Origin of the sequence: Microcystis sp. LE19-84.1B (genome assembly GCF_027531875.1) — a bacterium.
GTDB lineage: Bacteria > Cyanobacteriota > Cyanobacteriia > Cyanobacteriales > Microcystaceae > Microcystis > Microcystis panniformis.
On record NZ_JAPZSR010000031.1, the window covers coordinates 20,172 to 34,970 of the forward strand.

14 protein-coding genes and 2 pseudogenes are annotated in these 14,799 nt (G+C 46.8%); 10 read left to right on the forward strand and 6 right to left on the reverse strand.

What is annotated here, in order from left to right; all coding sequences use genetic code 11:
• Positions 1 to 33: 33 nt before the first annotated feature.
• Complete coding sequence (gene ftsH, locus O9324_RS01780; RefSeq protein WP_288139329.1) at positions 34 to 1,929, reverse strand: ATP-dependent zinc metalloprotease FtsH; 1,896 nt, start codon at positions 1,927 to 1,929, stop codon at positions 34 to 36.
• A 214-nt stretch (positions 1,930 to 2,143) separates the two neighbouring features.
• Between ftsH and rimP the strand changes: the two genes are divergently transcribed.
• The 5 genes from rimP (at position 2,144) to O9324_RS01805 (ending at position 8,257) form a co-directional block, all read left to right on the forward strand.
• Complete coding sequence (rimP, locus tag O9324_RS01785; protein WP_287629652.1) at positions 2,144 to 2,614, forward strand: ribosome maturation factor RimP; 471 nt, start codon at positions 2,144 to 2,146, stop codon at positions 2,612 to 2,614.
• Positions 2,615 to 2,773: 159 nt separating this feature from the next.
• Positions 2,774 to 3,970, forward strand: a complete 1,197-nt coding sequence (gene nusA / locus O9324_RS01790; protein ID WP_004159547.1) for a transcription termination factor NusA — start codon at positions 2,774 to 2,776, stop codon at positions 3,968 to 3,970.
• A complete protein-coding gene (locus O9324_RS01795) occupies positions 3,967 to 4,248 on the forward strand; it encodes a YlxR family protein (RefSeq protein ID WP_002768359.1) in 282 nt (93 codons plus the stop codon). The genes nusA and O9324_RS01795 overlap by 4 nt, the downstream gene beginning before the upstream one ends.
• Before the next feature lie 111 nt (positions 4,249 to 4,359).
• The gene (infB, locus tag O9324_RS01800; protein ID WP_287629656.1) at positions 4,360 to 7,419 is read left to right on the forward strand and encodes a translation initiation factor IF-2; all 3,060 of its coding nucleotides are present in this window, start codon (positions 4,360 to 4,362) and stop codon (positions 7,417 to 7,419) included.
• 268 nt (positions 7,420 to 7,687) lie between these two features.
• Positions 7,688 to 8,257 (forward strand): low-complexity tail membrane protein, encoded by a 570-nt coding sequence (locus tag O9324_RS01805; RefSeq protein ID WP_288139330.1) that lies wholly within the window; start codon positions 7,688 to 7,690, stop codon positions 8,255 to 8,257.
• A gap of 26 nt (positions 8,258 to 8,283) precedes the next feature.
• Here the strand turns inward: O9324_RS01805 and O9324_RS01810 are convergent, their stop codons facing one another.
• Positions 8,284 to 9,012 carry a carbonic anhydrase gene (locus O9324_RS01810; protein WP_288139331.1) on the reverse strand — a complete coding sequence of 243 codons (729 nt, stop codon included), beginning with the start codon at positions 9,010 to 9,012 and terminating at the stop codon, positions 8,284 to 8,286.
• A gap of 217 nt (positions 9,013 to 9,229) precedes the next feature.
• On the opposite strand from O9324_RS01810, the pseudogene O9324_RS01815 reads away from it, so the two are divergent.
• A pseudogene (locus O9324_RS01815) lies at positions 9,230 to 9,392 on the forward strand (ISNCY family transposase); the annotation flags it as partial.
• 53 nt (positions 9,393 to 9,445) lie between these two features.
• Complete coding sequence (locus tag O9324_RS01820) at positions 9,446 to 10,399, forward strand: ABC transporter ATP-binding protein (protein WP_287629658.1); 954 nt, start codon at positions 9,446 to 9,448, stop codon at positions 10,397 to 10,399.
• A gap of 21 nt (positions 10,400 to 10,420) precedes the next feature.
• On the opposite strand, the gene O9324_RS01825 is transcribed toward O9324_RS01820, so the two are convergent.
• Positions 10,421 to 11,173, reverse strand: a complete 753-nt coding sequence (locus O9324_RS01825) for a tetratricopeptide repeat protein (RefSeq protein ID WP_287629659.1) — start codon at positions 11,171 to 11,173, stop codon at positions 10,421 to 10,423.
• 44 nt (positions 11,174 to 11,217) lie between these two features.
• On the opposite strand from O9324_RS01825, the gene nblB reads away from it, so the two are divergent.
• From nblB to O9324_RS01840, 3 genes are all read left to right on the forward strand, one after another.
• On the forward strand, positions 11,218 to 11,883 hold the full coding sequence (gene nblB / locus O9324_RS01830) for a phycobilisome degradation protein NblB (protein ID WP_288139332.1): 666 nt from the start codon (positions 11,218 to 11,220) through the stop codon (positions 11,881 to 11,883).
• A 73-nt stretch (positions 11,884 to 11,956) separates the two neighbouring features.
• On the forward strand, positions 11,957 to 13,048 hold the full coding sequence (locus O9324_RS01835; RefSeq protein ID WP_288139333.1) for a tetratricopeptide repeat protein: 1,092 nt from the start codon (positions 11,957 to 11,959) through the stop codon (positions 13,046 to 13,048).
• Complete coding sequence (locus O9324_RS01840) at positions 13,041 to 13,163, forward strand: hypothetical protein (RefSeq protein WP_288139334.1); 123 nt, start codon at positions 13,041 to 13,043, stop codon at positions 13,161 to 13,163. Before O9324_RS01835 ends, O9324_RS01840 begins: the two co-directional genes overlap by 8 nt.
• Positions 13,164 to 13,222: 59 nt before the next feature.
• Here the strand turns inward: O9324_RS01840 and O9324_RS01845 are convergent, their stop codons facing one another.
• The 3 genes and pseudogenes from O9324_RS01845 to O9324_RS01855 all read right to left on the reverse strand — a co-directional run.
• On the reverse strand, positions 13,223 to 13,696 hold the full coding sequence (locus O9324_RS01845; protein WP_002768367.1) for a DUF29 domain-containing protein: 474 nt from the start codon (positions 13,694 to 13,696) through the stop codon (positions 13,223 to 13,225).
• Positions 13,697 to 13,873: 177 nt separating this feature from the next.
• A complete protein-coding gene (locus tag O9324_RS01850; protein WP_353851668.1) occupies positions 13,874 to 14,047 on the reverse strand; it encodes a PEP-CTERM sorting domain-containing protein in 174 nt (57 codons plus the stop codon).
• A 229-nt stretch (positions 14,048 to 14,276) separates the two neighbouring features.
• Positions 14,277 to 14,705: pseudogene (locus tag O9324_RS01855) on the reverse strand (PEP-CTERM sorting domain-containing protein); the annotation flags it as partial.
• Between the last annotated feature and the right edge of the window lie 94 nt (positions 14,706 to 14,799).

The window sequence follows — 14,799 nt, forward strand, 5'->3', positions numbered from 1 at the left end:
CCACTTAATCGAAGCGAGGAGACGAAGGGCAAATTAAACCGTAGTCACCATTGACCGATCCGCTTGTTGCTGAAATTCCGTCAATAAACGCCGGAATTCGTCGCCGTCAATGGTTTCCTGTTCAATCAGTATATCCACCAAGCGATCGATCGCCACACGATTGTCAAGGATAAGTTTTGTTGCTAAATCGTGGCATTGCTTGACAAGTTCCCGTACTTGTGCATCAATTTTCGCCATCATCGCGAAAGAATGGTCGGGATGATAACCGGCACCAGCACCACCGAGATAGGAATTACCCTCCTCCTCTAGAGCAATCAATCCCAATTCCGACATTCCCAGACGCGTTACCATCTGTCGGGCCAGATAGGTAATTTTTTCAATATCATTACCGGCCCCGGTGGTCACTTCATCCTCACCGAAGACACATTCCTCCGCCACTCGTCCCCCTAATAATCCCGCAATTCGGGCTAATAACTGGGAACGACTGGTTAAACCCTGTTCTTCATCGGGAGTGAACCAAGTTAACCCCTGCGCTTGACCCCGGGGAATCAGGGTGACTTTTTCCACCTGATCGTGGCCGGGACAGAGAGTACCGACAATCGCATGGCCAACTTCGTGATAGGCGATCAAACGCTTGGCTTTACTATCGACTAAAGCGCGCCCTTCCATACCGGCCACAATCCGATCGATCGCATCGTTGACTTCCGCCATGGTAATCGCCTCTTTCCGTCTTCTAGCGGTAAAAATCGCCGCTTCGTTGAGCATATTAGCCAAATCTGCCCCAGTAAAACCGGGGGTGCGACGGGCGATCGCCTCCAGAGCCACATCAGCAGCCACCTTTTTATCGCGAGAATGGACCTCTAAAATGCCCAAACGTCCCTTACAATCTGGATAATCCACCACTACCTGCCGATCAAAACGACCCGGACGCAAAAGGGCCGAATCCAAAACATCGGGGCGGTTGGTGGCGGCAATGACGATAATGCCGGTATTTCCCTCAAAACCGTCCATTTCCGTCAATAATTGGTTCAGGGTTTGCTCCCGTTCATCATTACCTCCCCCATAACCGACCCCTCGTTGACGACCAACGGCATCAATTTCATCGATAAAAACCAAACAAGGGGCATTTTCCTGGGCTTTTCGGAACAGATCTCGCACTCGCGACGCACCAACCCCGACGAACATCTCCACGAATTCCGACCCAGAGATGCTGAAAAAAGGTACTCCTGCCTCTCCTGCGATCGCTTTAGCCAGTAAAGTTTTCCCCGTCCCCGGTGGACCAATTAACAGGACTCCTTTCGGGATTTTTGCGCCAATAGCCGTAAATTTTTCCGGTTGTTTGAGGAATGTCACCACTTCCTCTAGATCTTCCTTGGCCTCATCCACACCCGCCACATCATTAAATTCTATGCCAGTTTTCGCCTCCATCTGAAACCGCGCCCTTGATTTACCGAAGTTCATCGCTTGACCGGAAGCATTAGCAGAACGACGGATAATAAACACCAATAATCCCAAGACGATAATAATCACTAACAGGTTAGTGAGAACATTGATCAGGGCTGAATTGTCAGTGCTGGGGAGAATGCCGTACTCAATTTTTTTAGCATCGAGTCTCTTGATTAATTCGGGATTTTGGTCAAATAAATTGACTTCTTTCGGGGAATCCTTGTCCGTTTGACCGACGAGGGTAACTGCTGCCTGCTGCAAAGAAGGATTGATTTCCACCTTTTTTACCTTGCCTTGCTCGATTTTCTCTAACAATTCACCGTAGGTGAGGGTATTTTGGTTTTTTTGACTCCAAGCAGGACTGACAGGGCCAAAGGTTTGCATAATCATCCAAGTGCTGACAATCCCTTTCCATACTGGCCGATGACCACGATTCTTAGCTGACTTGGCTCTAACTACGGTGAGCGGAGATTTTTGATCCATAATTGACTCTATATCTAGTTACCCTGTATTCATTGTGACAGATCGACTCGATCGTGACCACTGTTCTGTTTTCCCCCAAGCACGACCCTGAGGGCAAATAGTGATGACGGTTTTTTGCTATATTGTATTCAGCTAGGTAGTCTAACAACTGCCTATCCCAATCACTAACAGTTTAGGGAAGTGGGTTTCGCCCGCTTTTTTTATTGTCCAAATCATGACCCATCCGCTCATCCCCGACCTGCTGCACCTAGCCACCCCTATCGCTGAAAACTTGGGGCTAGAAGTGGTCGATATCGTTTTCCAAACCAATAAAAGGCCTCCCGTCCTGCGCGTCGATATTCGCAATCTTGCGGGAGATACTGGTTTAGAGGACTGTGAGCAGATGAGTCGGGCCTTGGAAACCGCCCTCGACAGTCAAGAAATCTTACCAGGGGCCTACGTTTTGGAAATATCTAGCCCCGGCATTTCTCGACAACTGAGCAGCGAGCGCGAATTTCAGTCTTTTAAAGGTTTTCCCGTCATCGTTACCGGCCAGGATAGCCAGGGAAAACCAAAAGAATGGCGCGGAAAACTGCAAGGTAGAGATGAGCAATCTATTTATCTTAACCAAAAAGGTCGCTCCCTGACCATCGATCGCACTACCGTCATCAGCGTCCGTTTAGATGAGCAGCGCAGTAATCAGTAAACAGTAAACAGTAATCAGGGATAAGGATGAAGATAACTGATAACTGATTAACTTAAAACTTAAAACTTACATCTGATAACTGATAACTGATAACTGATAACTGATACAAGGCTAATGGCTAAAAAAATAATGACTCAAAAATAAGGAGAAAAAATAATTATGGCTACTGTTAATTTGCCTGGTTTAAAAATAATGCTCGAAGAAATTAGCCAACGACATAATCTGCCCAAAAATGCCGTACAGGAAGCCTTGCGTGAAGCACTTCTCAAGGGGTATGAACGTTATCGACGCGCCCAAAGTTTAGAAAAAGCCGCTCAATTCCATGAAGATTATTTCAATAACTTTGATGTGGAATTAGACGTAGAAGAAGAAGGGTTTCGCATCCTTTCGACTAAAACTATTGTCGAAGAAGTGACTAATCCCGACCATCACATCGGTCTCAAAGAAGTGCAAGAAGTGGCCGACGAGGCCCAATTAGGGGATGAAGTAGTTCTTGATGTCACCCCCGACCAAAGAGAATTTGGTCGCATGGCGGCGATTCAAACTAAACAGGTTTTACTGCAAAAACTGCGGGATAACCAACGCAAAATGATTCAAGAGGAGTTCCAAGATCTGGAAGGAACGGTTTTACAGGCCCGGGTCGTCCGTTTTGAAAGACAGGCCGCTATTGTCATGGTACAAAGTACCTACGGTCAACCAGAAGTGGAAGCAGAACTACCCAAACGGGAACAGCTGCCCAACGATAACTATCGCGCCAACGCCACCTTTAAAGTTCTGCTCAAAAAAGTCCTAGAAGGTTCTCACCGCGGCCCGCAATTAATCGTTTCCAGAGCGGCGGCGGGTTTGGTAGTATATCTGTTCGCCAACGAAGTTCCCGAAATCGAAGAGGAAATCGTGCGTATTGTCGCCGTCGCCCGGGAAGCCAATCCCCCCTCCCGTCACGTTGGTTCGCGGACAAAAATCGCCGTCGATACCTTAGAGAGAGACGTGGATCCGGTTGGGGCTTGTATTGGGGCCAGAGGTTCCCGGATTCAAGCCGTGGTGAACGAATTGCGGGGCGAAAAAATCGACGTGATTCGCTGGTCTCCAGATCCCGCCACCTACATCGCCAATGCCCTTAGTCCCGCCCGTATCGACCAAGTTTTGTTCACTAATGCCGAAGAAAGACAAGCATTGGTACTGGTGGCACAGGATCAATTAAGTTTAGCGATTGGCAAAGAAGGGCAGAACGTGCGTCTAGCCGCCCGTCTGACGGGCTGGAAAATCGATATTAAGGATATAGTCCTCTATAAAGGAGAACAAGAAGTAAAAACCGATGAAACCGACCCAGAAGCGCAGGATTTAGACCAAGAATGAACCCCTTCGTCAATTATCGACGCTGTATTAGCTGCCGTCTCTTCGCCCCGAAAGAATCCTTTTGGCGAATTGTCCGACTACACCCGTCCGGACAGATACAATTAGATCAAGGAATGGGAAGGGCTGCCTATATCTGTCCGCAACCTAATTGCCTGCAACTGGCCCGGCAAAAAAATCGTCTCGGACGGGCCTTAAAAGCCAATATTCCCGAAACGCTCTATGAATCCTTGCAAGAGCGCCTCGGGACTGCCAAGCAAGGTCGTTCAAATCAGGATTAAAATTGACGATCATAGCCACAAAATCGTTAGCATGGAAAGGGGGCAGTCCTGACAGGATCAAAAAATCAGCCAACTTATAGGATCACTAACACTTTAGCCGGGGGATAATGGATGAGTAACGCGAAAGTCAGAATTTACGATTTATCAAAAGAATTGAATCTAGACAACAAAGACATTTTGGATATCTGTGACCAGTTGAACATCGAGTACAAGAGCCACAGTAGCACGATCAGCGAAGAGGATGCCCAACGCATCAAAGCAATCGCTGCGAAGGGATTGGCCTCGAGTACCAGTAAAAATAGCACGGGTCAGCGAGAATCGGTTAGTCCTGCCGAGGAAAAAAAACAAAAGATTTTAGCCCTGCATAAACACAACCGCCCCGAAACTGGCGAAGAAGGGGAAATCTATCCCGGGCCTGCCGGGTCCTCAGCTAAACCGACTTTAATCAGTCCTCCCCGTCCCCCAGTTAAACCCCTCGTTGCTCCCCCAGGGCGCGACGGTGCGGCCGAAAAAACTCCCCCCACCGAGCAGAAAAATGGAGCTACCGCCACTGCTGCACAGATGCTATCTCAGTCCGCCAGTGTGAAAGAAACCCCGACCGAAACCCCGCTAGTGCCAGAAGCAGCCCCCACCTTAATCGCCCCACCTAATCGACCTTCCCTCACCCCGAAACCACGCCCGGGCAGCACCTCGGGCCGGCCAGAACCCCGATCTAAAAATGCCCCCGGCGGTAACGACAGGCCCCGGGGAGAAAAACGCGAGCGCGGCGAGAGCGAAAACGCCCCTAGCCCTGAGCGCAGGGCTGGCTTGGTTAAACCAGAAAAACCGACCCTCAACCGCAAACCCGACGGAAAAAGCCCGAAACTGGCGGAACCAACTAGAGAAGTGCGGGAGACGGTGGAATTGAAGCGCCCGGTTCGCCCTGGTATGCCCGCTAAAATCTCGGCTACCGGCGAGGAAGAAACCGACACCACCAAGAAATCTGGTGTTGATGGCACAGAAATCGATACAGATACCGGATTGCTCGGAGCAGACGGGCCCAAAAAACTCAAACGACCGACCATGCCCCCTCGCATGGCTAAAAAATCTAGCTGGGAAGAGGAAGAAGAAGAAGAGAAAAAAGCGGCCAAAACCGCCAAAACTGCTGGCAAAAACAAACGCCGCACCCAAGCTCTCTTTGAAGATGATGATGATCTAGAATCGGAACTATCCGGGTTAATCAATAGCCCCAGTTTTACCCTTTCCACTGCTCGTCCCCCCAAACCGCCCAGCGCTAAAGCGGCCACCCCTGGCACCCCAACAGCAGTCAAAGTTAAGCGGCCCAGTAAACCAACCGCCCACACCGGCAGTCCGAAAAGCGAGCGCCAAGAACCCCAAGAGGAAAAACGCCCAGAAAGCATCGTCATCACTGGTAGTCTCACCGTGCGCGACCTCTCGGAATTGATGAAAGTCCCGGAAACCGAGATCATCAGAACTCTATTTTTTAAAGGGATGGCGGTTAATATCACCCAAACTCTCGACGTGGACACCATCGAAATGATCGCCAGGGACTTCGAGATGACCGTGGAAACCCCCAGCACCCAGTCGGCGGCAATCAAAACCACGGAGATGATCGATGTCTCCGACTGGGAAAGTCTCCAGCGTCGTCCCCCCGTCGTCACCATTATGGGTCACGTTGACCACGGCAAAACCACCCTCCTCGACTCGATCCGCAAAACCAAAGTCGCCCAAGGAGAAGCCGGCGGCATCACCCAGCACATCGGTGCTTACCACGTCGATGTGGAACATAACGGCAAACCAGAACAGATTGTCTTCTTAGATACCCCCGGCCACGAAGCTTTTACCGCCATGCGGGCCCGTGGGGCGAGAGTCACCGATATAGCGGTGCTGGTGGTAGCCGCCGATGATGGCGTACAACCCCAAACAAAAGAGGCAATCAGTCACGCCAGGGCCGCCGAAGTCCCCATCGTGGTGGCGATTAACAAAGTCGATAAACCTTCGGCTAACCCCGACCGGATTAAACAGGAATTGACCGAACAGGGACTGGTGGCCGAAGATTGGGGCGGTGAGACGATCATGGTTCCCGTTAGCGCCCTGCGGGGTGAAAATCTCGATAATCTGCTGGAAATGATCCTCTTGGTGGCAGAAGTAGAGCAATTGGTCGCTAACCCCGATCGCTTGGCCAAGGGAACCGTGATCGAAGCTAACCTCGATCGCACCAAAGGTCCCGTGGCTACCCTGCTCGTCCAGAATGGTACTCTCCGCGTCGGTGATAGCATCGTCGCTGGTTCCGTTTTCGGCAAAATTCGGGCGATGATCGATGATCGCGGTCAAAAAGTCGAAGCGGCCACCCCCTCCTTCGCCGTGGAAATCCTCGGTCTTAGTGATGTCCCGGCCGCCGGCGATGAGTTCGATGTCTATGAAAGTGAAAAAGAGGCCCGATCGATTGCCGATCAACGGACGATCGAACGACGCAACACCCGTTTACAACAGGCCCTCTCCTCCCGTCGCGTTAGCCTTAGCACCCTCTCTATCCAAGCTCAAGAAGGACAACTCAAGGAACTTAATCTCATCCTCAAGGCAGATGTGCAAGGTTCCGTCGAGGCCATCCTCGGTGCGCTCAAACAGTTGCCCCAAAACGAAGTGCAGATTCGGGTTCTCCTCGCCTCTCCGGGGGAAATCACCGAAACCGATGTGGATCTGGCCGCCGCTAGTGGTGCGGTGGTGGTGGGCTTTAATACCACCCTTGCCAGTGGTGCGCGCGCATCCGCCGATCGGGAAGGAGTCGATATCCGCGATTACAATATCATCTACAAGCTTCTCGATGATATTCAAGGGGCGATGGAAGGTCTTCTCGACCCCGAAGAAGTGGAAGAACACCTCGGTTTTGCCGAAGTGCGGGCCGTCTTCACCGTCGGTCGTGGGGCCGTGGCGGGTTGTTATGTCCAATCCGGTAAACTGGTGCGGAATCGCTTCCTGCGCGTGCGTCGCGGCAAGGAAATTGTTTATCAGGGGGTTCTTGATTCCCTCAAACGGATGAAGGAAGATGCCCGGGAGGTCGCCACCGGTTTCGAGTGCGGTGTCGGTATTTCTAAATTCAATGACTGGAAAGAAGGCGATATTATCGAAGCCTACGAAATGGTCATGAAACGTCGCACTTTATCCAGCTAATTAGACGGTCAGCGTCAGGGAGTCGGGATTCAGTTATCAGTTATCAGTTATCAGTTAAGTAGTCGTGCAAAATTAATTTCCTAGTGAAGATAGGCAAGAGGCAAGAGGCAAGAGGCAAGAGCGGGGTTAGATATGTGTAATTAATTTTGCTTAGGTACTTATCAGTCATAATTCATAATTCATAATTCATAATTCCCCCATCTCCCCACTTCCCCACTCCCTCACTTCATAATTCATAATTCATAATTTATAATTCATAATTCTCTCTATGAAATCAGAACCTTTTTTGTGGATTCATCTGGCAGGGTTAGCGGCCTTGCCAATCTTTTTACAAATCGCTTGGATTGGTTTAGCTGTGGGTGATCCCTTGCCTTTTCTTTGGCTAGAATGGCTATTTCTGGGAGCGATCGCTATCCTACCCGTCTTTTGGATGCAGTGGACAAAACCTTTTGATATCTTTAGTCTTTTGTTGGTTGCCCTGAAACCTAGTCAACTCACCCCCGAACAGTTAAAAATTCTCTCTCTTTTTCAACGTCCTCGCCATCGTCTTCTTACTCTTTTGGGAGTCGTCCTCCTAATTCTCATCGCTTGGCCTATCTATAATTTTGCGCCTCTAGCGGCTGCCGTGGCCGCCTATCTCCCCCAATGGCGGCTTTTAGGTTTGGTCATTGCTGCGATCGCTCTCCTCTTAAGTCACCTATTTTTACAGGTTCCTCTGAGTGTTATTGGGGTTTTAGCCACGAAGGAAAGTGACTGGACAGCCACTGAAGCTTTAGTTATTGAGCGTATTCCTGAGTTATTTACCATTGTTGGTCTAAAAGTTAATAAAATTATCTAAATTAGCCAAAATGCCGACAATTTCGCCTAGGAATGCAGGATTGATCGCCCGTTTAAGGGTTGAATATTCCTCGCATTACGGGGAAAAATCGCGGCCAATTGTTGCAGTTGTTGGGGAGAAATTTTGATCGCATTTTGCCAGACTAACCAGAGAACATCCTCGCTACAGGGAGGAGTGGACAAAGACCCCCGATATTCATAGAAACCGCTATTTTCTGGCAGTAAAAGCCCAGCATTGACCCAAGTATCGGGGATAATCATTTCAGGAGAAGGTTCTTGGGGCAAATAAGCCCAAATGGTTTGTAAATAGGGATTAAAAGCGCCAATTTCGGCTAAGATACCCACAACTGCTAAATTTCCCTTCCCATTCCCATGCACTAGATGAATTTCTAGAGGGAAAGACTGACCTTTAATCTGATGTTCGCTGGGGTGATGAAAATGAAACTGCAACAAATCCCAGTTTTCGCCGTGAAAACTCATGTTTCCACCTTTTTCGGTCTGAACTAAGATTGTACGACCGTTATGGCGAATTTTTAGGGGTATAGGACGATAATTAAAGGTGGGTTGGTATAGCTCTTTTTCATTCACTATACTCAGATCGATCGGTGTTTGTTGCTTTCCCGTGGTGCAGAGGCGATAATTCCTTGATAATTCGCCCCAATGGTCAATATTTTGATAATTCCAAGTAAATTCTGGATTAATAGCCCCAAAAAGAGCGTGAGAGCCAATAAATTGCAGTAATTCTCGTCTATACATGGTATTAAATCCAGCAATCATCAGATAATTAGGGTTTGCTGAAAAAGTTTTTCCTGGGGGCAGGGTGTAGGGTGTAGGGTGTAGGGAGAATAAATAAAATAATCTCCTATCTCCTGACTCCTGACTCCTGACTCCTCAAAACCTAAGACTCTGTACCTCACAACTATGGAAATTGCTATAATCGGCTCACATCAGACTTTAAACCTCTAGCTTGATGATCAGTTTTCTGATCAATATCTTTTTGTGGTTCGTGTCCGACTTACTCAAATATCAGTGTAACACAGAACAAAATCACCTCTGCGCCTGTATTGCCTTGTCCTAGTTGTGGTTCTCACCATACCATCAAGAATGGTTCTATTGATAAGGGGAAACCCAAACGTTAATGTTAAGAATGTGGTGGCCAGTTTGTCAGCAATCCCACTACTAAAACTTTATGAACACACCCGAATTAGCCATTGCTACCGTTGGTTTAACCAAACAATTTGACCGCCATGGGGCTGTTAATCAAGTGGATTTACAGATTGAAGCGGGGGAAGTTTACGGGTTAATCGGTCCAAATGGAGCAGGAAAAACCACTTTAATTAGGATGTTAGCGGCAGCGGAAGAACCGACAACGGGAGAAATATATCTGCACGGAGAACGTCTTTTAAGAGATGAGAGTAATCCCCGTCTGAAAAGAAATTTAGGTTATCTACCCGATAATTTTCCCCTCTACGATGACCTAAATGTCTGGAATTATCTGGATTATTTTGCCCGTCTTTATCATATTCCTCGCTCCCAACGTCATCGCCGCATTTATGAGGTTCTAGAACTGGTACAATTAACCAATAAAAGCCATAATTTGATCGCTACTTTATCCCGGGGGATGAAACAACGTTTAAGTTTAGCCCGAACGATTATCCATGAACCTTTAATTTTACTTCTCGATGAACCGGTTTCTGGATTAGACCCGATCGCTCGCCTACAATTTCGTGAGATTATTAAAGTCTTACAATCGGCAGGTATGACTATTTTAATTTCTTCCCATGTCCTTAGTGATTTAGCGGAACTTTGTAGTTCTGTGGGTATAATGGAATTAGGTTATCTAGTGGAAAGTACCTCTTTACAAGAATTAAATCAACGTCTAGCCGGTCAATACTTGCAGATCACGACTCTAGGCAATTTAGAGGCCTTAGAAACCGCTCTTAAACAATGTGTTTTTGTGGAAAGTTGGCAAAGAATTATTAATACTAATACTCTCCGAGTTAAATTTACGGGAACCCTAGAAGATAGTGCCGAATTGTTGAAATCTTTAGTGGTTTCTGGTCTGACCTTAAGCGAGTTTTATACTTGCCGCGAAGATTTAGAAACTATTTTCCTAAAACTGGGACATCGACAGGCATCTTAAGGGGAAATAATAACTTTCAATCTAACTAGATAGTAACTTTTCGACTAATTTAATTTGCTCCTGACTAAAACCAGCTTCCTTCAGGTGTGCCAGAAACCATTTTTGTCGATAACGACCGTCTAAATCCCTAGCCTTTCTATAGGTATCCTGTGCTTTTTTACTATCACCTTGATCTAAATAAATCATTGCCAAAGCCACAAGAGGATGGGGATTATTTGGCTCTAATTTAACTGCTTTTTTAGCGTTATTAATAGCTGAATCAAAATCTTTTAGGCGATGATAGGCGAGGGATAAATTATAGTAGGCGATTTCATTATCGGGTTTTAAATTAGCGGCTTTAGTATGAGTGACCACAGCTTTTTCAAGATGACCACCGACAAGATAAACAATACCCAAAGCATTATAAGCAGCCACATGATCGGGAGCAATTTTAATCGTTTCCTCTAGGGTTGTTTGTGCCGCTAAAGGTTGTTTAGCGAGGTGTTGTGTCCAACCTAAAATTACTCTCCCGTCTAGATGATTGGGGTTTAACTGTACCGATTTTTTTAAAGCTTCAATACTTTTGACAAAATCTCCCTGTTGACGATACTGTAATCCCAATTGACGATAACGATTAGCAGCTTTAATGTCTGATGGGGAAATAATCGGACTAGGAGAAGGAGAAATGATTATCTTAGCCGTCGGTTCTTTTTTAGGGGGAGAGGGGGGACTACAGCCCCAAAAAACCGGGGAACTAAACATGATCAAGATAGTCAGGATTCGATAACTATTCATGGGACAATTAATACCAGTCCAATTGTTAAGGGTGTCATCAAATTATGAATTATTCCCCCGAATCCGTGCAACGGCTGCTCGATTCCAATGATTATGGCGATCGCTTATCGGGAGTTAATCAACTGCGTTATTTAGCCCCAGAAATCGCCTTCGAGATGTTACAGCCTTTAATTAACGATAGTAACGCTAGGGTGCGTTATTCGGCGGTAAGTCAGCTAGATATCCTCGGTCGTCAGAATCCTGATCTGGCCTTAACTATTCTACGCGATCGTTTGTTAAATGATCCCGAAGCAGACGTGAAAGCAGCCGCGGCCGATGCGATCGGGGGGTTAAAATTAACGGCAGCCTACGATGATCTGGTGGCTGTCTATCAACAATCCAGCGACTGGTTAATTCAATTTAGCATTGTGGCCGCTTTGGGCGAATTGGGGGAACCCCGGGGCTTTGAACTGCTGGAAATCGCCCTTAACTCCGATAATGAATTGGTAAAAACGGCCGCCGTTAGTGCTTTTGGGGAACTAGGCGACCCTCGCGCCGTCTCTTTACTCGTTCCCTTGGCTAATGATGATGACTGGCAACTGCGCTATCGTCTCGCTCAAGCTTTAGGCCGCTTAGGGGGGCAAGATGCGATCGCTGTTTTGACCCAGTTAACTGGCGACAAAAGCGCCCAAGTCGCCCAAGAAGCCCGCAATAATCTCGTTCAAGGGTGATGCAGAATAGTTGATTTTTGTCAATACCATTTACAATAAATTTTAATTAAGAATCGTTAACAAAGGTAAAGCGATGAAACAATTTACCCGTTTAATCTTGCTCGTCGGTCTTCTCGCGGGGGGCTGTTTCTCCCCCTCAATTGCGATCGCTGATAATCCGGCGGGGGCAATCGTGAGCAAGGATTCACAGGTTAACGAACTACTGCGTCAAGCGCGGCAATTGGTCAAAAATGGCAATTATGGGGAAGCTATAGCCGTTTACGAGCGGGCTGCCGCCCTTGATGGCAATAATGCCAGAATTTTCTCTGGGATTGGCTTTTTACAAACGCGGCAAGGGGATTATAACGCCGCCGCCCAAGCATACCAAAAAGCTTTAAGTCTCGATCCGAGTAATCCCGACTTTTTCCATGCTCTCGGTTATAGTTTGGCTAATATCGGCGATTATGAGAATGCAGCCACCGCTTACTACTACGCTATCCAAATAGAACCGAAAAACGTCCAACACTACCTCGGTTTAGGGGTGGTATTATTACGGCAAAAAAACTATGCTAAAGCGGGCGAAGTTTACCAATGGGTTTTAGCTCTCGACCCCAATAATCAGCAAGCCCACGAAATCATGGGCAAAGCCTTGATTGAACAGAATAAAAGCAGCGAAGCCCTCGATTTTCTCCAAAAATCCCTGCAAAGATTCCCTAACAATAGTGAATTAAGATTGCAACTAGCCAGCCTTTTGCTCAAACAGGGCGATTTAAATGGCGGAACCCAAATTTTAAAAGAAATAGAACGACAAAGTGCCGGAAATTTTTTAATTCAGCTAAAAATAGGGATTTTACTTGAAAAACAAGAGCGTTTTGACGAGGCTCTTCCCTTTTATCGTCGGGCTGTTTTCCTACAACCCCAATCTTTGGAAGCACAAGCGGGAATCGGTCGCATCCATCTGGCCAGAAAAGATTATCTTGCAGCAATTATCGCCTATCAAGATTTGGCCAAAATCGCCCCCAATAACGCCGATGTCTATCTTAATCTCGGTCGGGCCTACGCGGGCCGAGGACGAAAAAGAGAGGCAGAGGAGGCTTTTAAGCAAGCGCGAGCAGTTTATGCCCTAAAAAATAATCAATCCGGCCTGGAGGAAGTGGATGCCCTACTGAAGAAATTGGTTGAGTAAAACTAGATCAGTTATCAGTTATCAGTTATCAGTTATCAGTTATCAGTTATCAGTTATCAGTTATCAGTTATCAGTTATCAGTTATCAGTTATCAGTTATCGGTTATCAGATTTGAGTTTTCAGTTCACTGATGACTGTTTAGCGATTTAAGGAGTGATTTAGATAGTCAATAGTTTATTCCCACTCGATTGGCAGCCATTGATCATCTAAAACCTGTTCCAGATTAAAAATTATCTGACTGGGTAAACCGCCAGGGGATAAACCCATTTTTTTCCGGACGGCCTCTAAAGCTGTATGGTAGGATGGCTCAAAAATCTCCCGAAGATAGGGCTTTAAACTAGGGCTATCCTCCAGTAAATCTTGAATTTCTGCCCGAAAATTATTGATTTCTCCATTCCAATGATTGCCATTCCGGTCTCTTTCCGATTGCCAGTAAGTTAATTTGAGTAAATGTTCTAGGAGACGAGTTAAAAGACTTTTGAGCGCGTGTCTTTCACTTCTCCCCATCGATTCAATCTCCTCAATTAAATTGTCTAAATCCACCTCGGCAAACTGGCCTTTTTTTAATTGTTCTGCCGTGGTTTTTAGCCAGAGATAAAAATCTTCTTCGTATAATGTTAGGGTCGCTGTTTCTGTCGATCTAGTCATGACGGAACTGCCACAGATGAAAAGTAATCGGGATTCTATATTATACAATTTTCAGACTGGTGAGGTACAAAGTCTCTCAAGGCTGAGGACTGACGTTCAAAAAGATCGCACTGCATTGATTGAGTGCGATCGCTTTTAGTTATCGATTTTTAAGTAGCGAATTTCTGAGTCAGATTCCTACTTTAATAATTTGCGCGTCAAAGCCGAACCTGCACCCAAAACACCGATGGCAAGTAAGCCTAAGACGGAAGCTGGCTCAGGAACACTTTGTCCTCCTGTATCAGGACGCTGAAGGTAATCTACAGAAAGATCCTCAATCAAGAAGGTGTCCCCTGGTGTCTTGGGAATCAAGTTGATAGTCGATTTCAGTGTCCCTAGTACCTCATCATAAACTCCAATTGATGAGTTATAGACATTTGAGACGTAAAAATCGGTACCATCGTAGGCAATACCAGTTGCAGCAGCTGGAGCAGTAATGAAAGCTGCTTGCAGGAGATTGCCATTAGTATCGTAAATATCATAGACACCGCAGGCATCGCAGCGGTTGCTAATTAGTTTGCCATTGAAGTACTCCAGACCATCCGTCGGCGAGTAGTATGGGTAAACGTGGCACTATGCCATAGTCAATAATTTTTTCCGTGGTTGGCTGCAGTTGAATTTTGGCTAAACAATGAAACCAAATTTGACTAACTAAAACTATTAAGGCCCCCCATCCTATCCACAGGACGGCCAAATAAAAGCCCGATAATTTTAAAACAATTGTACTAATTGTGACGATAAAAAAGCGATCGAGGCGAGGATCGCTGATTTTTTCCTGAAATTGGGCAATTTCTACCAAGTCCACCGCTGCCATGCGTGCCTGTTCCATACACATCCCCAGGGTACCTAGGGCAAGAATGGCAGCGGATAGGTTTTCCGGTGGGAAGATTTGGGAGATTATGCCTAAACTAGCCGGAAAAAACAGATGAACGTAGGTTGGGTTGAAGCATGAAACCCAACGCCCGCTCATGTTACGCTACCGCTAACCCATCCTACAAATAATTGTGCCTCCCTACTTAGGGTTTGCGGCAAAAAGTACGGGCGAAGCATTCGGATAGAAAATC

Coding starts and splice junctions, on each gene's coding strand:
- ftsH (WP_288139329.1), bottom strand. CDS start 1,929: ATGGATCAAAAATCTCCGCTCACCGTAGTTAGAGCCAAGTCAGCTAAG.
- rimP (WP_287629652.1), top strand. CDS start 2,144: ATGACCCATCCGCTCATCCCCGACCTGCTGCACCTAGCCACCCCTATC.
- nusA (WP_004159547.1), top strand. CDS start 2,774: ATGGCTACTGTTAATTTGCCTGGTTTAAAAATAATGCTCGAAGAAATT.
- O9324_RS01795 (WP_002768359.1), top strand. CDS start 3,967: ATGAACCCCTTCGTCAATTATCGACGCTGTATTAGCTGCCGTCTCTTC.
- infB (WP_287629656.1), top strand. CDS start 4,360: ATGAGTAACGCGAAAGTCAGAATTTACGATTTATCAAAAGAATTGAAT.
- O9324_RS01805 (WP_288139330.1), top strand. CDS start 7,688: ATGAAATCAGAACCTTTTTTGTGGATTCATCTGGCAGGGTTAGCGGCC.
- O9324_RS01810 (WP_288139331.1), bottom strand. CDS start 9,012: ATGTATAGACGAGAATTACTGCAATTTATTGGCTCTCACGCTCTTTTT.
- O9324_RS01820 (WP_287629658.1), top strand. CDS start 9,446: ATGAACACACCCGAATTAGCCATTGCTACCGTTGGTTTAACCAAACAA.
- O9324_RS01825 (WP_287629659.1), bottom strand. CDS start 11,173: ATGAATAGTTATCGAATCCTGACTATCTTGATCATGTTTAGTTCCCCG.
- nblB (WP_288139332.1), top strand. CDS start 11,218: ATGAATTATTCCCCCGAATCCGTGCAACGGCTGCTCGATTCCAATGAT.
- O9324_RS01835 (WP_288139333.1), top strand. CDS start 11,957: ATGAAACAATTTACCCGTTTAATCTTGCTCGTCGGTCTTCTCGCGGGG.
- O9324_RS01845 (WP_002768367.1), bottom strand. CDS start 13,696: ATGACTAGATCGACAGAAACAGCGACCCTAACATTATACGAAGAAGAT.